Here is a 25,543-nt window from a genome sequence, read left to right as displayed (position 1 = left end):
TCGTGGATACCTGCACGGCGGTTCCACATGCACGTATTCGGCGGTAAAGCCGAATACTTGAGCGAACAGCAGGGTTATGGCACAAGGCCGGCATTGTGGCGGCTCTAACGTTTCAGCTCAAGCGCTTGACCACCGGCAACGCCATGGCTCGCACTTCGCCTTGCAGGAAGTCGCTGAGACGGCGCAAACGTTCACCTCCCGGACGGGTTTTTGGCCATACCAGGTAATAATTCAATCCGCTGGCGACCGCGGTCGGCCATGGCAGGCTCAGTCTTCCTTGCGCCACATCTTCGGCGACCATCAGCAAGTCACCCATCGACACACCGTAACCGCGCGCTGCAGCGATCATCCCCAGTTCGAGGGTATCGAACACCTGCCCACCCTTGAGCGACACCTGATCGGACAGGCCCATGTGCTCCAGCCAACTGCGCCAGTCGCGCCGATCCGGGGTCGGGTGCAGCAGTTCGGTGGAGGCCAGGCGTGCGACATCCCACGGCTGGTCATTCAGCAGGTTCGGCGCGCCGACAGGAATCAGCTCTTCGGGAAACAGCAGGCTGGCTTCCCAGTCCGGCGGAAAATGCCCGTCACTGAGCAGCACGGCGCAGTCGAAGGGTTCGTTGTTGAAGTCCACCGAATCCACGTCCATCCACGCACTGGTCAGCTGTACCTCATTGCCCGGTTGTAGATGGCGAAAGCGGCTGAGTCGCGCCAGCAGCCAGCGCATGGTCAGGGTCGAGGGCGCTTTCATGCGCAGGATGTCGTCTTCGGCGCGCAAGGTGTTGCAGGCGCGCTCCAGCGCCGCGAAACCATCGCGAATGCCGGGCAGCAGCAGCCGCGCCGACTCGGTGAGTTGCAGGTTGCGTCCGCTGCGGTGAAACAGCTTGCAGGCGAAATGCTCTTCCAGCGTCTTGATGTGCCGGCTGACTGCACTCTGGGTAATCGACAATTCCTCGGCCGCCCGGGTGAACGAGCTGTGCCGCGCCGCCGCTTCGAATGCGCGCAGGGCATACAAGGGAGGAAGACGACGGGACATACACAAAGCTCCTTTAGCGGCATCCGGCCACCCCGGCGAGGTTTACTCATGATGAGTTTTAATCATGCCACCCATCCTTTTTATCCTTTTGTGCAAACCCTGCCAAGCGCCGAGAATCGACGGTCTCTTGTTCCCTCTGATTGATGGGTGGTGATGACCATGCAGCATCCTGTGCGTACCGAACTCTGGGCCATCCTGCGGCTGGCGGGGCCGTTGATTGCTTCGCAGTTGGCGCACATGTTGATGGTGCTGACCGACACCCTGATGATGGCGCGCCTCAGCCCCGAAGCCCTGGCCGGCGGCGGACTGGGGGCAGCGAGTTATTCATTCGTGTCGATTTTCTGCATCGGCGTGATTGCAGCGGTCGGCACGCTGGTGGCGATCCGTCAGGGCGCCGGCGACATCATCGGCGCGGCCCGCCTGACCCAGGCCGGGTTGTGGCTGGCATGGCTGATGGCGCTCGGCGCCGGGTTGCTGCTGTGGAACCTGAAACCGGTGTTGCTGCTGTTCGGCCAGACCGAAACCAACGTCCATGCCGCCGGGCAATTCCTCATCGCCCTGCCCTTCGCTCTGCCCGGCTACCTGAGCTTCATGGCCCTGCGCGGCTTCACCAGTGCGATCGGCCGGGCGACCCCGGTGATGATCATCAGCCTCGGCGGCACCGTGACCAACTTCCTGCTCAATTACGCACTGATCACCGGCATGTTCGGCCTGCCGAAACTGGGGTTGACCGGCATCGGTCTGGTCACGGCAATCGTTGCCAACTGCATGGCGCTGGCCCTCGCCTGGCACATTCGCCGGCACCCGGCCTACGACGCCTACCCATTGCGCGCCGGCCTGTCACGACCAAATCGTCAGTACCTGAAAGAACTGTGGCGCCTCGGCCTGCCGATTGGCGGTACCTACGCGGTGGAAGTCGGCCTGTTTGCCTTCGCGGCGCTGTGCATGGGCACCATGGGCAGCACGCAACTCGGCGCACACCAGATCGCCCTGCAGATCGTTTCGGTGGCGTTCATGGTGCCGGCGGGGATGTCCTACGCGATCACCATGCGCGTCGGCCAGCACTACGGCGCCGGGCAACTGAGCGACGCACGGATGTCCGGCCGGGTCGGCATCGTTTTCGGTGCAGTGGTGATGCTGGGTTTCGCCATGGTGTTCTGGCTGTTGCCGAATCAACTGGTCGGATTGTTCCTTGATCACAACGATCCGGCCTTTGCCGAAGTGATTCGTCTGGCGGTGAGCCTGCTGGCGGTGGCGGCATGGTTCGAATTGTTTGACGGCACGCAGACCATCGCCATGGGCTGCATCCGTGGGCTCAAGGATGCGAAAACCACGTTTCTGGTCGGCCTTGCTTGTTATTGGTTGATTGGCGCGCCGGCGGCGTGGTGGATGGCGTTCCACCTGAACTGGGGGCCGACGGGCGTCTGGTGGGGTCTGGCGCTGGGCCTGGCCTGCGCGGCGGTGAGCCTGACCCTGGCGTTTGAATGGAAGATGAAGCGGATGATTCAGCGCGAACCGCAATCTCGGGGCTTCAACATCCCTCAACCTGAGTGAGTTTCACCTTGTGGGAGCGAGCCTGCTCGCGAATGCGATCGGTCAGTCAAATTATCTTTGCTGACACACCGCTTTCGCGAGCAAGCCCGCTCCCACAGGGATTCATGCCTAACCCGGAGATTGCGTTCAACTGACGATTTCGAGGGCTGGCTGCTGGCTAGAGCCGAAGGTCAGGTACTCAACCAACTCCGCCAACGGCAACGGCCGGCTGATCAGATAACCCTGCACCTGATCACAGCCAAACCCGCGCAATAACTCCAGTTGCTCCGGGGTTTCCACCCCCTCGGCCACCACTTCCAGATGCAGGTTGTGCGCAAGGTTGATCATCGCGTGCACCAGTTTGCGATTCTCTTCGCGCTGCTCCATGCCGCCGACAAAGCTTTTGTCGATCTTCAGCAAGGTGATCGGCAGGCTGTTGAGGTGCACGAACGAGGAGAACCCGGTGCCGAAGTCATCCAGCGAGAAACGCACACCGAGACGGCCGAGGGCGTCCATGGTCTGTTTGACCAGATCGCTGCGGCGCATGACGGCGGTTTCGGTGAGCTCAAACTCCAGCCACTGCGCCTCGACCCCGCGCTCGGCAATCAGCCGGCTGAGCGTCGGCAGCAACTGGCTGTCCTGAAACTGGCGGAACGACAGGTTGATCGCCATGTGCAGCGCCGGCAGCCCGCGCTCGCGCAGTGCCTGCATGTCGCGCAACGCGCGGGAAATCACCCAGTAGCCCAGCGGCACGATCAGACCGCTCTGCTCGGCCAGCGGCACGAATTCGCTTGGCGGTAGCAGACCGCGCTCGCCATGGCGCCAGCGCACCAGGGCTTCGAGGCCGACGATCTGCCCGTCTGCCAGATTCAGCCGTGGCTGGTAGTGCAGCTCCAGCTCATCGCGGCGCAAAGCCCGGCGCAGCTCGCTTTCGAGGTCGGCCATGCTCCGGGCGTTGCGATTGATGCGTTCGTTGAAGATATGGAAGGTGCAGCCCTGCGTGCTCTTGGCCTGCTGCATGGCAATGTGCGCGTGCCACATCAGCGGGTCGGCACCACCCTGTGCACGGGCATGGGCGATGCCCAGGCTGGAGCCGATCAACAGGCTTTCGCCATCGACCCAATACGGTTCGGCGAGGGCTTCGGTAATGCGTTCGGCCATCCACTCGGCGCGTTGCGGCGCGCGGCGGGTGTCGATCAGCAAGGCAAACTCGTCGCTGCCCAGGCGCGCCAGTTGATCCCCGGCCTCAAGCTGACTTTTCAGCCGCGCGACGACTTGCAGGATCAAGCGATCGCCGGCCTGATGACCGAGGGCGTCGTTGGCGTGACGGAAGTTGTCGAGATCGAGATGCCCGAGGGCCAGACCACGGCCGTCGTTTTCCGCCAGGCGCGCCGCGAGCAGGGTCTGGAAGCCCTGGCGGTTGGCGATGCCGGTCAGAGGATCCTGTTCGGCCAGGCGTTGCAGGGTGTTTTCGAGGACGCCGCGTTCACGCACATGGCGCAGACAACGACGCAGCATGCCGGCGTCGAGGGCGTCGAACACCAGCCAGTCGCTGACACCAACCGGCGCGGTGACCGGCTCGTGATCCAGCAGCAACACCGTCGGCAGGCTGCAACGGCCCGGGGCCGGCTGCAACGCGGGGACGGTCAACAGCACCGCGTGGCGATTGTCTTCGAACAGACTGCTGACCGACTCCCAGCTCGGCGCGCTGATCAGCACCGCCGCGCTCCCCATCGGAGCCAGACACTCGCGCAATAACGCTGTCCACGCTGGCTCTTCGGCCAGTAGCAGCAAACGCAAGGGTTCGACAGGCGTAGACAAGCTAGCTCCCTAGACTCTGCAATGATGTGGGCGGGGCATTATGCCGTTGCGATGTTCAATGACAACGATTATCAGAACGTTATTTTGTGTCACGAATGAGAACATTAGCCGCAAAATCACCGTGTATCCTCCGCGAAAGTAACAAAACCGGCAAATTTGAATCGCGTGGTGCGTCACAAGTCGGACAGAGCAGCACAAATCGCTGAGCCTGTTAAAATGCCGGCCCATTTCGTCAACGACTCCCGAATTTTCGTATGTCCCGACTCAATCCCCGGCAGCAAGAAGCCGTGAACTACGTCGGCGGCCCTCTATTGGTGCTCGCCGGCGCTGGCTCCGGCAAGACCAGCGTGATCACGCGCAAGATCGCGCACCTGATCCAGAACTGCGGCATCCGCGCCCAGTACATCGTCGCCATGACCTTTACCAACAAGGCTGCGCGCGAGATGAAGGAGCGGGTCGGCACCCTGCTGCGTGCCGGTGAAGGTCGCGGCCTGACGGTCTGCACCTTCCACAACCTGGGCCTGAACATCATCCGCAAGGAGCATGCGCGGCTGGGCTACAAACCCGGTTTCTCGATCTTCGACGAGACCGACGTCAAAGCCCTGATGACCGACATCATGCAGAAGGAATACGCAGGCGACGACGGCGTCGACGAGATCAAGAACATGATCGGCGCCTGGAAAAACGACCTGATCCTGCCGGCCCAGGCGCTGGAAAACGCGCGCAATCCGAAAGAACAGACTGCCGCCATCGTCTACACCCACTATCAGCGCACGCTCAAGGCGTTCAACGCGGTGGACTTCGACGACCTGATCCTGCTGCCGGTAAAGCTCTTCGAAGAGCACGCCGACATTCTCGAAAAGTGGCAGAACAAGGTGCGTTACCTGCTGGTCGACGAATACCAGGACACCAACGCCAGCCAGTACCTGCTGGTGAAGATGCTGATCGGCAAGCGTAACCAGTTCACCGTGGTGGGCGACGACGACCAGTCGATCTATGCCTGGCGTGGCGCGCGGCCGGAAAACCTGATGCTGCTCAAGGATGACTACCCGTCGCTGAAAGTGGTGATGCTCGAGCAGAACTACCGCTCCACCAGCCGCATCCTGCGCTGCGCCAACGTGCTGATCTCGAACAACCCGCACGAATTCGAAAAACAGCTGTGGAGTGAGATGGGCCACGGCGACGAGATCCGCGTGATCCGCTGCCGCAACGAGGACGCCGAAGCCGAGCGCGTGGCCATGGAAATCCTCAGCCTGCACTTGCGTACCGACCGCCCGTACAGCGATTTCGCGATCCTCTATCGCGGCAACTACCAGGCCAAGCTGATCGAACTGAAGTTGCAGCACCACCAGGTGCCGTACCGCCTGAGCGGCGGCAACAGCTTCTTTGGCCGTCAGGAAGTGAAGGACCTGATGGCCTACTTCCGCCTGATCGTGAACCCGGACGACGACAACGCCTTCCTGCGGGTGATCAACGTGCCGCGCCGGGAAATCGGCTCGACCACCCTGGAAAAACTCGGCAACTACGCCACCGAACGCAAGATCTCGATGTACGCCGCCACCGACGAAATCGGTCTGGGCGAGCATCTGGACAGCCGCTTCACCGATCGTCTGTCGCGCTTCAAGCGCTTCATGGACAAGGTCCGTGAGCAGTGCGCCGGCGAAGACCCGATCTCGGCCCTGCGCAGCATGGTCATGGACATCGACTACGAGAACTGGCTGCGCACCAACAGTTCCAGCGACAAGGCTGCGGACTACCGGATGAGCAACGTCTGGTTCCTGATCGAGGCCTTGAAGAACACCCTGGAAAAAGACGAAGACGGCGAAATGACCGTCGAGGACGCCATTGGCAAACTGGTCCTGCGCGACATGCTCGAGCGTCAGCAGGAAGAAGAGGACGGCGCCGAAGGCGTGCAGATGATGACCCTGCATGCGTCCAAGGGCCTGGAATTCCCTTACGTGTTCATCATGGGCATGGAAGAGGAAATCCTCCCGCACCGCTCCAGCATCGAAGCCGACACCATCGAAGAGGAACGCCGCCTGGCCTACGTGGGCATCACCCGCGCCCGTCAGACCCTGGCGTTCACCTTCGCCGCCAAGCGCAAACAGTACGGCGAGATCATCGACTGCGCGCCAAGCCGCTTCCTCGATGAGCTGCCGCCCGACGACTTGGCGTGGGAAGGCAACGACGACACACCGACCGAAGTCAAAGCCGTGCGGGGCAATAGCGCATTGGCTGATATACGCGCGATGTTAAAGCGCTAGAATTGACCACTTTTTTAAAGCTTAGGGCGCACAAGCGCTGAACGAGGACAGCTTCATGGAAGCATTGCAGCAGAAAATCCGCGAACAAGGCATCGTGCTTTCCGACCAGGTCCTGAAGGTCGACGCCTTCCTGAACCACCAGATCGACCCAGCCCTGATGAAGCTGATCGGCGACGAATTCGCCACGCTGTTCAAGGATTCGGGCATCACCAAGATCGTCACCATCGAAGCCTCTGGCATCGCTCCGGCGATCATGACCGGTCTGAACCTCGGCGTGCCGGTGATCTTCGCCCGCAAGCAACAGTCCCTGACCCTGACCGAAAACCTGCTGTCGGCGACCGTTTACTCGTTCACCAAGAAGACCGAAAGTACCGTGGCCATCTCGCCGCGTCACCTGACCAGCAGCGACCGCGTGCTGATCATCGACGACTTCCTGGCCAACGGTAAGGCTTCGCAGGCGCTGATCTCGATCATCAAACAGGCTGGCGCCACCGTCGCCGGTCTGGGCATCGTGATCGAGAAGTCGTTCCAGGGCGGCCGTGCCGAGCTGGACTCGCAGGGCTATCGCGTTGAATCGCTGGCGCGCGTGAAATCGCTGAAGGATGGCGTCGTTACCTTCATCGAATAAACCAGCAGCACCGCAATACCCCTGTGGGAGCGAGCCTGCTCGCGAATGCTTAGGGTCAGTCGACATCTTGGTTGACTGATACACCGCTTTCGCGAGCAGGCTCGCTCCCACAGTGGGTTTTGCGGTGGGCGGTTACTGCGCGGTGGCCTTCAGGCCGGTGAGTAGCAGGCGCTGGAACAGGTCTTCTTTCAGGCCTTCCGGGTTGGTCAGTTGCATACGTTCAAGGTGTTCGGGGAACGTCGAAGCCTCCGGCGCATCCAGCGCAGCCTTGCCCAGCTCCAGAATCTCGCTCAGCTTGAACTTGCTCTTCAGCCAGTTCAGCGCCCGCAGCAGATCGCGCTCGATCGCGGTGAAATCACAGCCCAGCGGATATTCCGGAAACAGGTTCGGATGCTTCGCGGCAATCACCTGCAAGCGTTGCGGGGTGTTGTCGACAAAGCGCGGATCGAGGCGGAAATCCTTCGGCAGTTTGCCAACCTTCTGTGCCTGCTCGATCAACCCCGGTTGGAAGCGTGAATCGCTGATATTGAGCAACGACTCGATCACCACCGCATCGGACTTGCCTCGCAGATCGGCGATGCCGTACTCGGTGACCACGATGTCGCGCAGGTGCCGTGGAATCGTGCAGTGGCCGTACTCCCAGACGATGTTCGAACTGACCTCGCCGCCGGACTCGCGCCAGCTGCGCAGGATCAGAATCGAGCGCGCATCGTGCAGCGCGTGGCCCTGGGCGACAAAATTGTATTGCCCGCCGACACCGCTGAGCACCCGCCCGTCTTCCAGTTGATCGGCCACACCCGCGCCCATCAGCGTCATAGTGAACACGGTGTTGATGAATCGCGCATCGAGACGCTGCAAGCGCTTGAGCTCTTCCTGCCCGTACAGCTCGTTGATGTAGCTGATGCGGGTCATGTTGAATTCGAGGCGTTTGCTCTGCGGCAACTCACGCAGGCGCTCGTAGAAACTGCGCGGGCCGAGGAAGAAGCCGCCGTGCACCGAGATGCCATCAGTCTGCGCCGCTTCATCGAGGGTGCCGGCGTTGGCCTGTTCCTGAGTGTGCACGTCGGGGTAGACCTTGCGCCGGATGATCCCGGCATCGGCCAGCACCAGCAGGCCGTTGACGAACATTTCGCTGCAGCCATACAGGCCTTTGGCGAATGGCGCGGTACCGCCCTCGCGCTCGATCAACTGTGCCCACTGACTGAGATTGATGTCGTTGAGCAAGGCTTGGTAACCAGCGTTGTCCGCCTGCCGCGCGAGCAATGCGGCCGTGAGCGCGTCGCCCATCGAACCGATGCCGATCTGCAAGGTACCGCCGTCGCGCACCAGCGTACTGGCGTGCAAGCCGATGAAGTGATCCTGAAAGCCCACCGGCATGTTCGGCGTGGAAAACAGCGTGCTGCTGTCCTTCGCGTCGATCAGCAGGTCGAAGGTGTCGATATCGACTTCGGCATCGCCGGGCATGTACGGCAGATCGGTGTGCACTTGACCGACCAACAAAATGGTCTCCCCGGCGTCGCGACGTTTGGCGATCATTGGCAACAGGTCGAGGGTGATGTCCGGGTTGCAGCTCAGGCTCAGGCGATCAGGATGTTCGCTGCTGCTGGCAAGCAATTGCGCCACCAGATTGAGGCCGGCGGCATTGATATCGCGGGCGGCGTGGCTGTAGTTGCTGCTGACGTAGTCCTGCTGAGCCGGCGCGCTGTTGAGCAGGCTGCCGGGCTGCATGAAGAACTGTTCGATGCGGATGTTGGCGGGCAGGCTGTCACGCTGCAGATCGGCGAGGAAATCGAATTCGGGGTAGTCGCCGAAGACGCGCTCGACGAAGGGTTCGATGAAGCGCTTCTGCAGACCGTCGCCCAGCGTCGGTCGCCCCAGGCACAGCGCGGTGTACATCGTCAGTTGTCGTTCGGGCAAGTCCTTGATCCGCCGGTACAGCGCGTTGACGAAGTGATTGGGTTTGCCCAGACCCAGCGGCATGCCCATGTGGATATGCGCCGGCAAGCGTGCGAGCACGTCGTCCACCGCCTGTTCGATCGAACACAACTGCACCATCTAAAGCCTCCCGCCCGTTCCGTGAATAGAGGTAGACCGAGCTTGCCTCGACTTTGCTGCAAAGGACAGCGAAAGCCGTGAATCGCAGGCACAAAAAAACCGTCCGGAGACGGTTTTTTCGTCAGAAGCGCGGCTTATTTCAGGCCGGACATCTTCTGGATCGCGCCTTTCAACTCGTCGTCCGAGCAATCGGCGCAGGTGCCTTTTGGCGGCATGGAATTGATGCCGGTGATGGCTTTGGCGAGGATGCCGTCGAGGCCGCCCTGGTGATCGGCGCGGTCTTTCCAGGCGGCGGTGTCACCGATTTTCGGTGCGCCCAGCAGACCCGTACCGTGACAAGCGTTGCAATGTTTTGCAATCACTTCATCCGGCGTCTTCGCCCCACCACCGCCGCCAGCGGAGGCAGCGACTTCCATCCCTTTGCATTCCTGCCCCTGAACGCACACCTGGCCGACCGGCTCGAGGCGCTTGGCAATGTCGTCATTCGTCGCAGCTTGAGCGCTGACAGCCCAGAGGGCCAGTACGGTTGCTGGTGCGGCCAGCATTTTCATAATTAGGTTCACGCGTTCACCCTCAATGGTGGCTATTCACGCCTGCGGCCACGGTTCGCAGGCGGGCGCAAGTATAGCGGGTAGCCCGCCACACTGAAACAACCCCATAGTCGAAGGGGTTATACCGCGCTGTGGAAAAACTCATCGGATGCCTTCACCGTCATGGCCTGGCACCTCTGTCTTTAAAAATTCGCCGGCGTGGCTGCGCTGATTAGTCGCGCGGGCGCGTCGAACGGATTACGGAAACGGTGCGGCTTGGTACTTTCAAAATAGTAGCTGTCGCCGGCTTCGAGAATAAAAGTTTCCAGACCCACCACCAGTTCCAGACGCCCTTCCACCAGAATCCCGGTTTCTTCGCCTTCATGGGTGAGCATTTCTTCGCCGGTATCGGCGCCGGGTGGGTAGATTTCGTTGAGGAATGCGATGGCCCGGCTCGGGTGCGCGCGGCCGACCAGTTTCATGGTCACCGCGCCGTCGGAGATGTCGATCAGCTCGTTGGCCTTGTAGACGATCTGGGTCGGGACTTCCTGCAGGATTTCTTCGGAAAAGAACTCGACCATGGACATGGGAATCCCGCCCAGTACCTTCCTCAGCGAACTGATCGAAGGGCTGACGCTGTTCTTTTCGATCATCGAAATGGTGCTGTTGGTGACGCCCGCGCGTTTGGCGAGTTCACGCTGGGAAAGCCCTTTGAGCTTGCGGATCGATTGCAGTCGTTCACCGACGTCCAAGGCGGGAGCCTCCTGATGTTGTAAGAATATTGAGCGTTATCATGGCGACAGCGTTCAGTATTTACAACACTTGGCCCCCGCAGCGGCGTCAACCCTCGGAATAGAGCCTTGGTACGCGACGCAGGTTGCAGAAGATCTGATACGGAATGGTGTCCGCCCACTGCGCCACTTCGCTGGCGAGGATGTTCTTGCCCCACAGCTCGACGGTCGAACCGAGGTCGGCTTCCGGCACATCAGTGAGGTCGATGCAGAGCATGTCCATCGATACGCGGCCAAGCAGGCGGCTGCGTTTGCCGGCCACCAGCACCGGCGTGCCGGTCGGGGCATGACGCGGGTAGCCATCGGCATAGCCCATGGCAACCACGCCGATGCGCATCGGCTTGTCGGTGATGAATTTGGCGCCGTAGCCGATCGGCTCGCCGGCGGGCAGTTCACGCACGCAGATGACTTTCGATTCGAGGGTCATCACTGGCTGCAGACGCTCGGCCACGGCGTTGGCTTCTTCGAACGGCGTGGCGCCGTAGAGCATGATGCCCGGGCGTACCCAGTCGCTGTGAATCTGCGGCCAACCAAGTACACCCGGCGAGTTGCGCAGGCTGATTTCGGCGGCGAGGCCCTGACGCGCCGCTTCGAACACCGCGACCTGATCAGCACTGCTCTGCTCATGCAGTTCATCGGCGCGGGCGAAGTGGCTCATCAGCACGATTTTCGCCACTTTGCCGCTGGCCAGCAGGCGCTGGTAGGCCGCCGCGTAGTCCTTCGGATGCAGGCCGACGCGGTGCATGCCGGAATCGAGCTTGAGCCACACGGTGATCGGTTTGCTCAGTGCCGCCTGCTCGATGGCTTCAAGTTGCCACAGCGAATGCACCACGGTCCAGAAATCATGCTCGACGATCAGCGCCAACTCATCAGCTTCGAAGATCCCTTCGAGCAACAACACCGGGGCCTTGATGCCGGCGGCGCGCAGCTCCAGCGCTTCTTCGATGCAGGCAACGGCAAACCCGTCGGCCTCGGCTTCCAGCGCCTGGGCGCAACGCACCGCACCATGACCATAGGCATCAGCCTTGATCACCGCCAGCGCCTTGGCGCCGGTGACTTCGCGGGCAATTCGGTAGTTGTGACGCAGGGCTTCTAGGTCGATCAGGGCACGGGCAGGACGCATGGCGGCAGACTTCTAGGCGGTCATGGAAATAAAAACCGGCGCCGACTGACGACGTGAACCGCCAACAGCGCCGGGAGAGGGATCTTTGAATCGGTTACGGCAACGCGGCGACGATGGAGATCTCGACCAGGATGCTCGGCTTGGCCATCTTCGCTTCGACGGTGGCCCGGGCCGGCGCGGCGCCTTTGGGCAGCCACTGATCCCACACCGAGTTCATCCCGGCAAAGTGCGCCTCGATGTCGTTCAGGTAGATCGTTGCCGACAGCAGATGCTGCTTGTCAGTCCCGGCCAGATCCAGCAAACGCTCGATATTGGCGAGCACCTCGCGGGTCTGCTGCTCGACCCCGGCGTCGAAGTCGTCGCCGACCTGCCCGGCCAGATACACGGTGCCGTTGTGGGTGACGATCTGACTCATGCGCTCATTGGTGAGCTGGCGCTGGATTGCCATGTTTTGCGGACTCCTGAGGCTTGTTGCCGTAACGGGAAATATCGAGGCCTTCGGCGCTGATCTGCGGCTTTTTCTTCGCCATCAGATCGGCCAGTAAACGACCGGACCCGCACGCCATGGTCCAACCCAGGGTGCCGTGACCGGTGTTGAGGAACAGGTTCTTGAACGGCGTGGCGCCAACGATCGGCGTGCCGTCCGGGGTGGTCGGACGCAGACCGGTCCAGAAGCTCGCCTCGGCCAGATTGCCGCCCTGAGGATAAAGGTCGTTGACGATCATCTCCAGGGTTTCGCGCCGACGCGGGTTCAGCGACAGGTCAAAACCGGCGATTTCCGCCATGCCGCCGACGCGGATGCGGTTATCGAAACGGGTGATCGCGACCTTGTAGGTCTCGTCGAGAATGGTCGAGGTCGGGGCCATGGCCGGGTTGGTGATCGGCACGGTCAGCGAGTAACCCTTGAGCGGATACACCGGCGCCTTGATGCCCAGCGGCTTGAGCAGTTGCGGCGAGTAGCTGCCGAGGGCCAGCACGTAGCGGTCGGCGGTTTCCAGCTTGCCGTCGATCCACACGCCGTTGATGCGGTCGCCGGCGTAGTCGAGGCGCTGGATGTCCTGACCGAAGCGGAATTCCACACCGAGTTTCACGGCCATTTCCGCCAGACGCGTGGTGAACATCTGGCAATCGCCGGTCTGATCGTTCGGCAGACGCAGGGCGCCGGCGAGGATGTCGGTGACATTGGCCAGGGCCGGCTCGACACGGGCAATGCCGGCGCGGTCGAGGACTTCAAACGGTACGCCGGATTCTTTCAGCACGGCGATGTCTTTGGCGGCGCCATCGAGCTGCGCCTGAGTGCGGAACAGTTGCGTGGTACCGAGACTGCGGCCTTCGTAGGCGATGCCGGTTTCGGCGCGCAGTTCGTCGAGGCAGTCGCGACTGTACTCGGACAGACGCACCATGCGCTCCTTGTTCACTGCGTAACGGCTAGCGGTGCAGTTGCGCAGCATTTGCGCCATCCACAGGTACTGGTCGATGTCGGCAGTGGCCTTGATCGCCAGCGGCGCGTGGCGCTGCAGCAACCACTTGATGGCCTTGAGCGGTACACCCGGCGCGGCCCATGGCGAGGCATAACCCGGCGACACTTGGCCGGCGTTGGCGAAACTGGTCTCCATGGCCACGGCTGGCTGCCGGTCGACCACCACCACTTCAAACCCGGCACGGGCCAGATAGTAAGCACTGGCGGTACCGATAACGCCGCTACCCAAGACCATTACGCGCATTTTTGTATCCCTCATCGCGGCGGGGCCGCGTACGTCTGTTGTTAGAGCAATGATGCGCGCAGTGTAAAAAAGAATGGCCAGTGCATTTCACTATATAAGCGCCTATATTTGGCGACAATTCTCGGCAAAAACCCTTTTCACGGAGGCGCATCCCCTATGCGTACCAACACTCAGACCAAACGTGAGCTGGACAAGATCGACCGCAACATCTTGCGGATCCTGCAGGCGGACGGGCGCATATCGTTTACCGAACTCGGGGAAAAGGTCGGCCTGTCCACCACACCGTGCACGGAGCGAGTGCGGCGACTGGAGCGCGAGGGGATCATCATGGGCTACAACGCCCGCCTGAATCCGCAGCATTTGAAGGGTAGCCTGCTGGTGTTCGTCGAGATCAGCCTCGATTACAAATCCGGCGACACCTTCGAAGAGTTCCGCCGCGCGGTGCTGAAACTGCCGCACGTGCTGGAATGCCATTTGGTGTCAGGGGATTTCGACTATCTGGTGAAGGCGCGGATTTCCGAGATGGCCTCGTACCGCAAGCTGCTGGGCGACATTCTGTTGAAGCTGCCGCATGTGCGTGAGTCCAAAAGCTATATCGTGATGGAAGAGGTGAAAGAGAGCCTGAGCCTGCCGATTCCAGACTGAAGATTGGCATCGCTCCATTCGCGAGCAGGCTCGCTCCCACAGGGGAATGCATTTCAAATGTGGGAGCGAGCCTGCTCGCGAAGGCATCAGCTCGGTTCCGAGTGAACCCGTTAAACCAACACCTGCCGATTCGCCGCCATGTATTCGAAGATCTGCTTTTCAACCCGTGGATGAATCAACTCCACCGGCCCCCGCCCGTTCGGGCATGGCAGGGTTTTGGTGGTACCGAACAAGCGGCAAATCAGCGGCCGCTCGCCATACACCGTGCAACCATTCGGCCCCAGGTGTACACAGTTCAGTTCTTCCATCGCCGCATCCTGCTCGGCGCGGGTCTTGCGCGGCAGGCGTGACATTTCTTCCGGCGAGGTGGTCACCGGCCCGCAGCAGTCATGGCAGCCTGGCACGCACTCGAACGTGGGGATCTGCTGACGCAGGTCGCGAATGGTCTGGCGGTTGCAACTCATCGAAACGGTAATCCACATGAAATAGGCGGCAATTGTGCCGCAAAAGCCGAGATCCACACAGCAACGGCCGACCAGTGTTGCCCGTCTTCGGCCGTGCGGCTTATGCTCCGTCAAATTTTCTCGACACCCAGCCGTTGGATGATGCCCATGAATGCCCGCGCCCGAACCTTCGCGAGCCAACCCCACGTTGCCTCTTATTACGCCGCCAGCAGTCTGCCGCAGCCCGAGTATCCGGTGCTGCAAGGCGAGCTGAGCGCAGACGTGTGCGTGGTCGGCGGCGGCTTTTCCGGGTTGAACACCGCGCTGGAACTGGCCGAACGCGGCCTCAGTGTGGTGTTGCTGGAAGCGCACCGGATCGGCTGGGGCGCCAGCGGCCGCAACGGCGGGCAGTTGATTCGCGGGGTCGGCCACGGCCTCGACCAGTTCAGCAACGTCATCGGCACTGATGGCGTGAGGCAGATGAAACTGATGGGCCTGGAAGCGGTGGAAATCGTCCGCCAGCGCGTCGAGCGTTTCCAGATCCCGTGCGACCTGACCTGGGGCTACTGCGACCTCGCCAACAAACCGGCCGATCTCGAAGGCTTTGCCGAAGATGCCGAAGAGCTGCGCAGCCTCGGCTATCGCTACGAAACCCGCCTGCTGCAAGCCGATGAAATGCACACCGTGGTCGGCTCCAAACGCTATGTCGGTGGCTTGATCGACATGGGTTCCGGGCATTTGCACCCACTGAACCTGGCGCTTGGCGAAGCCGCTGCCGCACAGCAATTGGGCGTGCAGCTGTTCGAGCAATCGGCGGTGACACGTATCGATTACGGCACCGAGGTTCGCGTCCACACCGCTCAAGGTTCAGTGCGGGCGAAAACCCTGGTGCTGGGCTGCAACGCTTACCTCAACGACCTCAATCCGCAACTCAGCGGCAAAATACTGCCCGCCGGCAGTTACATCATCGCGACCGAACCGCTGTCCGAAGAACTGGCGCACAGCCTGCTGCCGCAAAACATGGCGGTCTGTGACCAGCGGGTGGCGCTGGATTACTACCGGCTCTCGGCGGATCGGCGCCTGCTGTTCGGCGGTGCCTGCCACTATTCCGGGCGCGACCCGAAGGACATCGGCGCCTACATGCAGCCGAAGATGCTCGAAGTGTTTCCGCAACTGGCGGGCGTGAAAATCGACTATCAATGGGGCGGCATGATCGGCATCGGCGCCAACCGTCTGCCACAGATCGGCAGGCTCAATGATCAACCGAACGTGTATTACGCCCAGGCCTATTCCGGGCACGGAGTGAATGCCACGCACCTGGCGGGCAAGCTGCTCGCCGAGGCGATCAGCGGGCAGCACAGCGGTGGCTTTGATCTGTTTGCCAAGGTGCCGCACATCACCTTCCCCGGCGGCAAGCATTTGCGCTCGCCGTTGCTGGCGTTGGGGATGTTGTGGCATCGGCTTAAAGAGTTGGTCTGATGTTTTTTTGAGGCCCTGAATACGCCTTCGCGAGCAAGCCCGCTCCCACAAGTGACCGCGCTCCACCTTGAGAACACGGTCGAATGTGGGAGCGGGCTTGCTCGCGAAGGGGCCGAAACAGGCGCTAAAACGTCAGATCCGCCAGAACGGCTTCAACCCCTCTTCATTTGCCTGCTCCCGGGTCAACCCGACGTCCTTGAGCTGCTCCGGCGTCAGATTCAAAAGCGCCTTGCGCGTGTGCAGACGATGCCAGAACAGGCCCCAGCGACTCAGGCCGGACGGCGCGTTACGCATGGCGCTATTCCATGCACTGTCCTCCTGCCCTGCCGCCAGTTCCTGACTGCGTAACGTCAGCCGCACATCGCTCAAGCCGTTCATTTTTGTCGCTCCTGTTTACTTGGGTAGCCAGAGATTCCATGATGCGCGGGTCGGCAAAAGCATTACAGATTCAACACATCTGTATTAATTCCATACAGATTTGCCATTCCTGAGACTGAATTACCGATTTTTGCTGCATCTGTACTGGTTTAACGAATCACCTGCATCGAGGCAGTGCCATGACCCTGTATGTGAACCTCGCCGAACTGCTCGGCACCCGCATCGAACAAGGCTTCTACCGTCCTGGCGATCGCCTGCCTTCGGTGCGCGCCTTGAGCGTAGAACACGGGGTCAGCCTGAGCACGGTGCAGCAGGCCTATCGCATGCTTGAGGACAGCGGTCTGGCCACACCGAAACCCAAGTCCGGCTACTTCGTGCCGGTGGGTCGCGAGCTGCCGGAGCTGCCCGCGGTCGGGCGCCCGGCGCAGCGGCCGGTGGAGATTTCGCAGTGGGATCAGGTGCTGGAGCTGATTCGCGCGGTGCCGCGCAAGGACGTGGTGCAACTGGGTCGCGGCATGCCCGACGTGACCACGCCAACGATGAAACCGCTGTTGCGCGGACTGGCGCGGATCAGCCGACGCCAGGACATGCCCGGTCTGTATTACGACAACATCCACGGCACCCTCGAACTGCGCGAACAGATCGCTCGATTGATGCTCGACTCCGGTTGCCAGTTGAGCGCCAGCGACCTGGTGATCACCACCGGTTGCCACGAAGCGCTGTCCACCAGCATCCACGCGATCTGCGAGCCGGGAGACATCGTCGCGGTGGATTCGCCAAGCTTTCACGGCGCCATGCAAACCCTCAAAGGGCTGGGCATGAAAGCCCTGGAAATCCCCACCGATCCGCTGACCGGCATCAGCCTCGAAGCGCTGGAACTGGCGCTGGAGCAGTGGCCGATCAAGGTCATCCAGATCACCCCCAACTGCAACAACCCGCTCGGCTACATCATGCCGGAGTCGCGCAAACGCGCGTTGTTGACGCTGGCGCAGCGTTTCGACGTGGCGATCATCGAGGACGACGTGTATGGCGAACTGGCTTACACCTACCCGCGACCGCGCACGATCAAATCCTTCGACGAGGATGGTCGCGTGCTGCTGTGCAGTTCGTTTTCCAAGACCCTGGCGCCGGGGCTGCGCATCGGCTGGGTCGCGCCGGGTCGTTATCTGGAACGGGTGCTGCACATGAAATACATCAGCACCGGTTCCACCGCACCGCAGCCGCAGATCGCCATCGCCGAATTTCTCAAGGGCGGTCATTTCGAACCGCACTTGCGGCGGATGCGCAGCCAATACCAACGCAATCGTGACGCGATGATCGACTGGGTTACCCGCTACTTTCCGGCCGGCACCCGCGCCAGCCGCCCACAGGGCAGCTTCATGTTATGGGTCGAATTGCCGGAGGGTTTCGATACGCTGAAACTCAATCGCGCGCTGCATGACCAAGGCGTGCAGATTGCCGTCGGCAGCATCTTTTCCGCCTCGGGCAAGTACCGCAATTGTCTGCGGATGAACTACGCGGCGAAACCGACACCACAGATCGAAGAGGCGGTTCGCAAGGTTGGCGCGGCGGCGATCAAACTGCTGGCCGAAGCCTGATCATTCCAGCTGAAACGTACCGAATCCCTCAAATCGCTGAAGGTCGGCGACACGACTTGAGGCATCACTGACGCGCGCTTCGATTTCCAGCTCCACCTCCAGATGGCGCCCGGCGGCGAGGCTGCCAGAGCGCCAGGCGGTGATGCGATCGCCAGGCTGCAACAGGCCCGCCTCGCCATCATCGCGCTGCCATTGCACCGGCGCGCCATCCAGACGCGCCGCCACAATGCGTATCTGCAACCGTCCCGGTGCCCAGCGGTAATGCAGCGCATCGCTGCTCGGAGCAGCAAAGTTCCACCTGATGGCGCGCGCAGCCGGACATTGAATCCGTAGATGAACAGTACGCACACCAAAACTGCCGTCATTGCCCAATGGCCGGGCGAGGAGCTCCGCCCGCGTCGAAACGCCGTAGTCCACAGTGCTCGGTGAGAGCGTCATCTGGCAGGCCTCGCTGGCCATGACCGAGGTCGATGCCAACGATGCCAGCGTGATCAGGACAATCCATCGATGCATGCGCAATAACTCGGTCATGTAAGGTTCAAAGGCTGACAGAGCGCGTCTACGGGCTCGATCAATGCTTGCTCGTCCGGCGCTTCAGCCAGATTGAATTGCAGGTCGCAGTGCGCACTATCCGACAGTTGCACCCGCAGCGACTGACCGGGTTTGATGTCCGGCAGAAAGATCGCCCCGGCCTCAAGCACCGTGGTCACGTATTCGCCTTGCCCGTTCTGTACGGCGAGGCCACTGGGCAGCCATTGCCGGTCAAGCGTCCTGGCCTTCAACAGCACACGCCGCACGCGGGTGATGGAAAAAACCATATGCTGAACCGAGCCACGCCCGGCCTCGACCTCCTGATAACCGTCGAGCACCTCGACGTTGCGCGGCAAACTCAACGGATCGACTTCCAGCCGGGCTGTGGAATAGGCCGGCAAACTCGCCGCCACCGCCCGGCCCAATCCATCCGTCCACACCGGGCCTTGCGGCGTGTACAGCTTCAGACCCGCACGGTCGCCAGCCTTGAGCACGGCAAAGGTCTCGCGCAGTGGATACGGCGACAGCGTCACACCGTCGCGATGCAACGCCATGCCACCGCGCAGCCCCAGGTCGAATTCGCGTGCCCCGGCTCGCTGGTTCAGGCCCAGATCCAGACTGGTGTAATGCGCCAGTGCGTTGACCCGCAAACCCAGCGATGGCGCCGCAGCTTCACGCTGTTCGGCACTGGCGCTATAGGCCAGGGTTTCACTGAGCACTTCGCTCATCGACACGCCACGGCGCATCCCGGATCGTGGATCGCTGCGCAGGTAACTGCGAGCCCTGCGCTGATCGCCCAATGGCATCCCGGCCGTCAGATAGACCGAGGTGCCCCGCTGCCTCGCGTCGGCATCGCCGATCCCTCGCTCCAGACTCAACGACAGGCTGATGCGCGCGGGCAGTGTCTGCGACCAGGACAATCCCAGGCGCATGTTGGGTGGCTCGTCCTCGCTGGTGTAGTGCGACCAGGTCATGCCGAATGCCCCCCAGCGCTCGACAGTACCGTTGAGCGAAAATGTCCAGTGATCGCGCCCGGAGGCGTCGGCCCGTCCCTGCTGCTGGCTCCAGCCGGTGTCCGACAGGCTGCGAAAGCCCTGGCCACGGTGCACCGCAACCACACTGGTGGACAGATTCGGCGACAACACGGCACTGACGGTCATTTGCACCTCATGACCTGCAATGCCTGTGTCTCGATCGCTGGACAGCACCTGGCGCACACCGGTGCTCAGATTGCCCGGCCATTGACGCTGCAGCCCCCAGCCTGCCGACAGATAATCCGACCCACCGAGGAACCCGCCGCTCACGCGCAACGCTCGCGACAGACTCCACTCTCGGCCAAGGGTGGCAAATGACGGCGCCTGACGATCATCCGAACCCTGGCGTCGCACCGTGCCCAGCGCCAGATTGAAGCCGTCGGCGCGATCGAATTGTGGATCCTGCAGGCTGGCTGCCGGGACGCGAAAGCGCCGCACTGGCCCTTCCTGCTCGTGCACGCTGACTTCGAGGTCGAGCTGGTTGCTCAACAACGGCAGCGCGCGCAAGGTGAAGGGGCCGCCGGGAACCAGCGTGGTGTAGATCAGCACGCCGTTCTGCCGGACTTCGATTCGCGATGGCGACCAGGCTATGCCCTCGACCTCGCCACGTGTACCCTCCTGTGCCGCGCGCATTTGCGCGAACGCACCTTCCGGCAGAATCTGCACACCGTTGAACGATTCGCCGGCGAACAATGGCGACTGCAGGTTCAACTGGCCGATCTGCACGTTGGCTTCGTAGTCTTCCAGGGTGCGCGTGCCGTAGGCATACAGATGCTCGAAGCGAGTGCTATCGGGCAATTGCGTATAGGACTGGCGACTGCGCAAGACCCAGTTGCCGGCATTCAGGCCGAACTCCGAACCCAGTCTGCGAAAGTCACTACGTTGCCCCTCGTGCTGGCTGCCCATGACCAATACGTCGTAATTGAACACGCCCCCCACTCCGCCATTGGCGAAGCTGCGTGGCTGGAATTGCGGCAACGCCAACAGATCCGTCGGCAGCAGCAGGTCGATCTGTTCCTTGCCGGGATGCAATGCAACGGTTGCCGCTGGCAGACCTTCACCCAGCGTCAGGCACTGCTGCCGTTCCGCGCGGGTCAAAGCCGCTTGCGAGCGCACGCCAGCAGCCTTGAGCAAGGCCGGTTGCAGGCACGGCTCGCCCTGTTCATTGAATGCCACGAACACCCGCCCCCGTGGCTGTCCATTGACCTCAAGTGCGACCAGCCATGTGCCTTGGGAGAAACGCGGTGCCTGGCGAAAGTACTCAGCCAATGCGGGGTCGAGCCCGCGCTCGCGAAGCACCTGCGCATCGAATTCCACCCCTTCACTGGCCATCGTCATGCCGATCGCATTCGCCATCAGCAGTGCCAGTCCCTGACGGGCACACGCGCGCATCAGTGCGTAACCGGGGCATCAAAGTGATCGACCGCAAAGCCATATGTGGTCGCCGGAAAGATCCGCACTGCCATGGTTCGCACTGTCACGTTCAACGGCAAGCCGACAGACAGGCGCTCCCCTGGCAGGATCCAGGTACGCGGCAGATCCACCGCCTGCGTGCCCGGCAGCGGAACAATCGCTTTAGCCAGGCGCACCACGTAAGGACTGGGATTACTGACCAGCAAACCTTCAGCCGTGGCTGACCAGCTCAGGCGTTTCCATGGCTCGCGCTCCACTGGCAGACCGGCGGGACGCAGGATCACCGGCAGGTTTTGCCGAACCCCCAGATTGACCCGGGCACCGTCGACACCTGCCACAGGATTGATCCCCTCAAAAATCACCCGTTTCAGACGCTCGGTCTGCAATGGTTCGGTGCTCTGCAACATGAACCGTACCTGCTGCACCGCACCAGGCTCGACACGGGCAATCGGCGGACTGAACAGCAACAGCTGTTGATCGTGCGGCTCGATATTTTCGACCGTGGTGTGCAGCAGGGCCGGACGCGTTTCGGTGTTTCGCACATTCATCGTCGCTTCACCGATACCCTCATCCACCACCAGCACAGGGGTTTGCGGCACCATTCCGGCAGCCTGAACCCCGGGCATCAAAATCAAGACGAGCAGGCACAGTGGCAACGCCCGCAAGCCTGGGCAGCACATTGAAATCGGCATCGGTATTGCTCCGCAGGGGGCAGCGCACCCGGCAAAGGGCGCGCTGAATGAACCTGAAAGAACCCGGTAATGGCCGGGTTCTGACGATCAGAGGTAGAACATCTCGAAGGTCACCGAGCCATCGAGCGGGATCTCGCTGGTGATCGGCAGCGCGTTGCTCGGGCCGATGATCGGCAACAGGCTCATCGGAAACCCGTGGTGACGGGCCGCGACCGGGCCAGCTGCCACGCCGGAACCCCATGAGTAGAGCGCCGGGGCATTGCCCACCAGCGGCGAAGCAGGCAGTTGCCACGCCGGTGCTGCCAGAGTGCGTGTCATCAGAGTCTGCGGGGCACCGTCGGCTTCCGGACGACCGTGACGCAGCGCAAATCCGCCGATACGGATGCCGTTGATTTCACCCAGGCCGTAGAACAAAGCCGGATCGTTATTACCGGCACCATCGTTGATGCCCGGCAATTTGGTGGCTGTACGATTGTCTCTGACCGACACCTCGACCGATGCCTCTGCATCACAGTTGATGTGCAGCGAAATGTCGTGGGTCGGCAGCAGCGTCTGCGTGGTCTTGTTCAGGGTAGCTGCGGATATCTTGCGCAAATCTACCGTGCCGCCACCGGCAAATGCGGGGATGCACGACGTCGGAATAATGGTTCCGACCACACTCAGGTCTACGCTCTCGGCGACCACCAGGGTGGGTAATACTGCAGCCGCGACGGCTACCATCCATGTTGTTTTTTTCATCAGTCCCTACTTCATCGGTTATTGATCAATGGCAGTTGTTGAGCGCATTGCCTTCACAAGACGCTGAACACCGGGGCGATGATTTCGTTTTTTGCAGGATTCGTATGTAGGAATAGGCACCGACCAAGAGCTGAAAAAACAACAAAGCAAATAGTCCAAAACCACAGGCGAACTCATTCCTACTTTTGAACGACTAATTGTTTACACAGTGTGGCGAGGATCCGCCGGAAACGGTCTTGGAAATCCTCTGCGTGCCATACTCCGTCACCCCCTGCCTCCAGCCGAGAAACCAACGTGCAACCCGGAAAAAAATTGCTCGCTGTCTGTGTGTTGTGTTCGTTGGCCAGTGGTTGCGCCACCCTCGATGCGCCGCGCGAACCCAGCCAGGCGTTGCCGGCCGCGGGCTCCGCATTCGGTCGCTCGATTCAGACCCAGGCAGCGCCCTGGCAGGGCCGTTCCGGCTTCCGCTTGCTGTCCAACAGCACAGAAGCCTTCACCGCCCGCGCCGAGCTGATTCGCAATGCGCAAACCAGCCTCGACTTGCAGTACTACATCGTCCATGACGGCGTCAGCACGCGGATGCTGGTGGAGGAACTGCTCAAGGCCGCCGACCGCGGCGTGCGCGTACGCATCCTGCTCGACGACACCACCAGCGACGGCCTCGACACGATCATCGCCACGCTGGCGGCGCATCCACAGATCCAGATCCGCCTGTTCAATCCGCTGCACCTGGGCCGCAGCACCGGCGTGACCCGCGCCGCCGGACGCTTGTTCAACCTGTCGCTGCAACACCGGCGCATGCACAACAAACTGTTCCTGGCGGACAACAGCGTGGCCATCGTTGGCGGGCGCAATCTGGGCGACGAATATTTCGATGCCGAGCCAAACCTGAATTTCACCGACATCGACATGCTCAGCGTCGGCCCGGTGGCAGAGCAGCTCGGGCACAGTTTCGACCAGTACTGGAACAGCGCGCTGAGCAAGCCGATCGACGAATTCCTCTCCAGCAAACCAAGCATCAAAGACCTGCAAAACACCCGCACGCGCCTGGAAGAATCGCTGGATGAAACCCGCAAACAGAACCACGCGCTGTATCAACAGCTGATGACGTTCAAGACCGCGCCGCGCATGGATATCTGGCGCAAGGAACTGATCTGGGCCTGGAACCAGGCGCTGTGGGATGCGCCGAGCAAAGTGCTGGCCAAGGACGAACCGGACCCGCAACTGCTGCTGACCACGCAACTGGCGCCGGAACTGCGCGGCGTCAGCAAAGAGCTGATCATGATCTCGGCGTACTTCGTGCCCGGCCAGCCGGGGCTGGTGTACCTGACCGGGCGCGCCGACGCCGGGGTCTCGGTGAGCCTGCTGACCAACTCGCTGGAAGCCACCGATGTGCCAGCGGTGCACGGCGGTTACGCGCCGTATCGCAAGGCGCTGCTGGAGCACGGGGTAAAACTGTATGAGCTGCGCCGTCAGCCTGGGGATAACTATGGCAGTGGCCCGCACTTGTTTTACAGCAAGTCTTTCCGTGGTTCGGATTCCAGCCTGCACAGCAAGGCGATGATTTTCGATCGGCAGAAAGCGTTCATCGGCTCGTTCAACTTCGATCCGCGCTCAGTGCTGTGGAACACCGAAGTCGGGGTTCTGGTGGACAGCCCGGAACTGGCCGAACACGTGCGCGAACTGGCGCTGCAAGGCATGGCGCCGGCCCTGAGTTATCAGGCGAAACTGCAGGATGGCGAGATCGTCTGGGTGACCGAGGACAACGGCCAAATGCACACGCTGAGCAAGGAACCGGGGAGTTGGTGGCGGCGCTTCAACGCGTGGTTCAGCACCACTGTCGGTCTTGAGCGGATGTTGTAATCGCATTTGTATGCGCTCCCACAGGGAAGTATTCAAGCAGTCTGTGGTTCGGTGCCGAATGCACCTTGGCGCATCAGCAGAATCACCAATCCAAACGCCCCCGCCGCCATCAACAACGGCAACGCATGCCCGCTGATCCACTGACTGCCCGCCCCCGCCAGCAACGGCCCGATCAGACAGCCGACACCCCACAGCTGCGCAATGTGCGCATTGGCCCGCACCAGCGCATCGTCGCGATAACGCTCGCCGATCAGAATCAGTGACAAGGTGAACAGGCCACCGGCACTGGCGCCGAACAACACCCACAACGGCCAGATCAGCAGCGTGTCGATCAACAGCGGAATCGCCAGACTCGACAGCATCAGGATCACTGCGCAACCGGCGAACAACGTGCGCCGCGACAGGTAATCCGCCAGCGCGCCGATCGGCAGTTGCAACAGCGCATCGCCGACCACCACCGTGCTGACCATCGCCAGCGCAATCTCGGCGGTGAAGCCCTGTTGCAGGCAATACACCGGCAACAGCGTGAGGATCATCGCTTCGAACGCGGCGAACAGTGACACCGCCCAGGCAATCGCCGGCAGCTCCCGGGCAAACCCCCACAGATCGCTGAACGTAACGCTGCTGGATTCACTGCTCGGCGCACCACTGCGGCCCATCAACAGCGTTGGCGAGACTGTCAGCAGCCCGACACCGACCCAGAAACCATAATCATGCTCAGTGCCTAGCGCACCCAGCAGCAGCGGACCAGACAGTTGGCTCAGCGCATAGCTGCTGCCATACAGAGCGACGAGACGACCGCGCCAGTGTTCGACAACCAGTTGATTGATCCAGCTCTCGCCGAGGATGAATACGATGGTCAGGATCACCCCGATCATCAGGCGCAGCACCAGCCAGACCGGATAACTCGGCAACAGCGCGAGCAAGCCGATCGACAACGCCCCGGCCCACAGGCAAAGACGCATCAGGTTCGCGGTGCCGAAACGTGCCGCCAGATGACTGGAAATCTTCGCGCCCAGCAATACGCCAATCGCCGGCATCGCCGCCATCACGCCGATGGCGAAGGAACCATAGCCCCAACCCTCCAGACGCAACGACACCAGCGGCATGCTGACCCCCAGGGCCAGGCCGACACTCAAGACAGACGCCAACACGGCGAAATACGTCGCCCAACGCATGGTCCACGCTCCTGTGGATATTCTTATGTGCGCCACAAAATCACTGTGG

Annotated in this window: 22 protein-coding genes; 7 read left to right on the top strand and 15 right to left on the bottom strand. The window is 61.6% G+C overall.

The annotated features are described in order from the left end of the window. Positions 1–112: 112 nt before the first annotated feature. Entirely contained in the window at positions 113–1,033 is a 921-nt protein-coding gene (locus tag CRO59_RS20585; RefSeq protein WP_047596753.1) for a LysR substrate-binding domain-containing protein, read from the bottom strand. A gap of 159 nt (positions 1,034–1,192) precedes the next feature. Between CRO59_RS20585 and CRO59_RS20580 the strand changes: the two genes are divergently transcribed. After that, positions 1,193–2,587 carry a NorM family multidrug efflux MATE transporter gene (locus CRO59_RS20580; protein WP_097089604.1) on the top strand — a complete coding sequence of 465 codons (1,395 nt, stop codon included), beginning with the start codon at positions 1,193–1,195 and terminating at the stop codon, positions 2,585–2,587. 126 nt (positions 2,588–2,713) lie between these two features. On the opposite strand, the gene CRO59_RS20575 is transcribed toward CRO59_RS20580, so the two are convergent. Continuing rightward, positions 2,714–4,387, bottom strand: coding sequence for a bifunctional diguanylate cyclase/phosphodiesterase (locus CRO59_RS20575; RefSeq protein WP_097089513.1), 1,674 nt, complete (start codon positions 4,385–4,387; stop codon positions 2,714–2,716). A 254-nt stretch (positions 4,388–4,641) separates the two neighbouring features. On the opposite strand from CRO59_RS20575, the gene rep reads away from it, so the two are divergent. Next, a complete protein-coding gene (rep, locus tag CRO59_RS20570; RefSeq protein ID WP_027610430.1) occupies positions 4,642–6,651 on the top strand; it encodes a DNA helicase Rep in 2,010 nt (669 codons plus the stop codon). Positions 6,652–6,706: 55 nt separating this feature from the next. Next, complete coding sequence (locus tag CRO59_RS20565; RefSeq protein WP_007962388.1) at positions 6,707–7,279, top strand: xanthine phosphoribosyltransferase; 573 nt, start codon at positions 6,707–6,709, stop codon at positions 7,277–7,279. A gap of 132 nt (positions 7,280–7,411) precedes the next feature. Here the strand turns inward: CRO59_RS20565 and CRO59_RS20560 are convergent, their stop codons facing one another. The 6 genes from CRO59_RS20560 to dadA all read right to left on the bottom strand — a co-directional run bounded on the left by CRO59_RS20560 (position 7,412) and on the right by dadA (position 13,502). Continuing rightward, a complete protein-coding gene (locus CRO59_RS20560) occupies positions 7,412–9,334 on the bottom strand; it encodes an acetyl-CoA hydrolase/transferase C-terminal domain-containing protein (protein ID WP_097089511.1) in 1,923 nt (640 codons plus the stop codon). 134 nt (positions 9,335–9,468) lie between these two features. Beyond that, positions 9,469–9,885 carry a cytochrome c5 family protein gene (locus tag CRO59_RS20555; RefSeq protein ID WP_041071964.1) on the bottom strand — a complete coding sequence of 139 codons (417 nt, stop codon included), beginning with the start codon at positions 9,883–9,885 and terminating at the stop codon, positions 9,469–9,471. Between the two features lie 182 nt (positions 9,886–10,067). Beyond that, complete coding sequence (locus tag CRO59_RS20550; RefSeq protein WP_007920393.1) at positions 10,068–10,616, bottom strand: cupin domain-containing protein; 549 nt, start codon at positions 10,614–10,616, stop codon at positions 10,068–10,070. A gap of 88 nt (positions 10,617–10,704) precedes the next feature. After that, the gene (alr, locus tag CRO59_RS20545; protein WP_097089510.1) at positions 10,705–11,778 is read right to left on the bottom strand and encodes an alanine racemase; all 1,074 of its coding nucleotides are present in this window, start codon (positions 11,776–11,778) and stop codon (positions 10,705–10,707) included. 94 nt (positions 11,779–11,872) lie between these two features. Further along, entirely contained in the window at positions 11,873–12,226 is a 354-nt protein-coding gene (locus CRO59_RS20540) for a RidA family protein (RefSeq protein ID WP_027610426.1), read from the bottom strand. After that, entirely contained in the window at positions 12,198–13,502 is a 1,305-nt protein-coding gene (gene dadA, locus CRO59_RS20535; protein WP_007962383.1) for a D-amino acid dehydrogenase, read from the bottom strand. The genes CRO59_RS20540 and dadA overlap by 29 nt, the downstream gene beginning before the upstream one ends. Before the next feature lie 156 nt (positions 13,503–13,658). Here dadA and CRO59_RS20530 point away from each other — a divergent pair, with 156 nt between their 5' ends. Further along, complete coding sequence (locus CRO59_RS20530; RefSeq protein WP_003177284.1) at positions 13,659–14,147, top strand: Lrp/AsnC ligand binding domain-containing protein; 489 nt, start codon at positions 13,659–13,661, stop codon at positions 14,145–14,147. Between the two features lie 110 nt (positions 14,148–14,257). Here the strand turns inward: CRO59_RS20530 and CRO59_RS20525 are convergent, their stop codons facing one another. After that, positions 14,258–14,611 (bottom strand): YkgJ family cysteine cluster protein, encoded by a 354-nt coding sequence (locus tag CRO59_RS20525; protein WP_027610425.1) that lies wholly within the window; start codon positions 14,609–14,611, stop codon positions 14,258–14,260. A gap of 147 nt (positions 14,612–14,758) precedes the next feature. Between CRO59_RS20525 and CRO59_RS20520 the strand changes: the two genes are divergently transcribed. Then, positions 14,759–16,069, top strand: coding sequence for an FAD-binding oxidoreductase (locus CRO59_RS20520; protein ID WP_097089508.1), 1,311 nt, complete (start codon positions 14,759–14,761; stop codon positions 16,067–16,069). A gap of 132 nt (positions 16,070–16,201) precedes the next feature. Here the strand turns inward: CRO59_RS20520 and CRO59_RS20515 are convergent, their stop codons facing one another. Continuing rightward, positions 16,202–16,447, bottom strand: coding sequence for a DUF1127 domain-containing protein (locus CRO59_RS20515; RefSeq protein ID WP_027610423.1), 246 nt, complete (start codon positions 16,445–16,447; stop codon positions 16,202–16,204). A gap of 179 nt (positions 16,448–16,626) precedes the next feature. Between CRO59_RS20515 and CRO59_RS20510 the strand changes: the two genes are divergently transcribed. Further along, the gene (locus CRO59_RS20510; protein WP_097089506.1) at positions 16,627–18,045 is read left to right on the top strand and encodes a PLP-dependent aminotransferase family protein; all 1,419 of its coding nucleotides are present in this window, start codon (positions 16,627–16,629) and stop codon (positions 18,043–18,045) included. Here CRO59_RS20510 and CRO59_RS20505 read toward each other — a convergent pair whose 3' ends face one another. The 4 genes from CRO59_RS20505 to CRO59_RS20490 all read right to left on the bottom strand — a co-directional run bounded on the left by CRO59_RS20505 (position 18,046) and on the right by CRO59_RS20490 (position 22,453). Further along, positions 18,046–18,576, bottom strand: coding sequence for a hypothetical protein (locus CRO59_RS20505; RefSeq protein ID WP_097089505.1), 531 nt, complete (start codon positions 18,574–18,576; stop codon positions 18,046–18,048). It lies immediately after the preceding gene. Next, positions 18,573–21,002 (bottom strand): fimbria/pilus outer membrane usher protein, encoded by a 2,430-nt coding sequence (locus CRO59_RS20500; protein WP_097089504.1) that lies wholly within the window; start codon positions 21,000–21,002, stop codon positions 18,573–18,575. The genes CRO59_RS20505 and CRO59_RS20500 overlap by 4 nt, the downstream gene beginning before the upstream one ends. Further along, entirely contained in the window at positions 21,002–21,715 is a 714-nt protein-coding gene (locus CRO59_RS20495; protein ID WP_097089502.1) for a fimbria/pilus chaperone family protein, read from the bottom strand. The genes CRO59_RS20500 and CRO59_RS20495 overlap by 1 nt, the downstream gene beginning before the upstream one ends. A gap of 87 nt (positions 21,716–21,802) precedes the next feature. Next, entirely contained in the window at positions 21,803–22,453 is a 651-nt protein-coding gene (locus CRO59_RS20490) for a DUF1120 domain-containing protein (protein WP_097089501.1), read from the bottom strand. 312 nt (positions 22,454–22,765) lie between these two features. On the opposite strand from CRO59_RS20490, the gene CRO59_RS20485 reads away from it, so the two are divergent. Further along, positions 22,766–24,316 carry a phospholipase D family protein gene (locus tag CRO59_RS20485; RefSeq protein WP_219737985.1) on the top strand — a complete coding sequence of 517 codons (1,551 nt, stop codon included), beginning with the start codon at positions 22,766–22,768 and terminating at the stop codon, positions 24,314–24,316. A gap of 32 nt (positions 24,317–24,348) precedes the next feature. Here CRO59_RS20485 and CRO59_RS20480 read toward each other — a convergent pair whose 3' ends face one another. Beyond that, positions 24,349–25,494, bottom strand: coding sequence for an MFS transporter (locus CRO59_RS20480; RefSeq protein WP_097089498.1), 1,146 nt, complete (start codon positions 25,492–25,494; stop codon positions 24,349–24,351). Positions 25,495–25,543 lie beyond the last annotated feature (49 nt).

It is taken from the genome of Pseudomonas sp. LAMO17WK12:I5, from assembly GCF_900215165.1.
Taxonomy (GTDB): Bacteria; Pseudomonadota; Gammaproteobacteria; order Pseudomonadales; family Pseudomonadaceae; genus Aquipseudomonas; species Aquipseudomonas putida_A.
The sequence above is the reverse complement of the archived record's forward strand: the minus strand, read 5'-3'. Positions and strand labels throughout refer to the sequence as shown.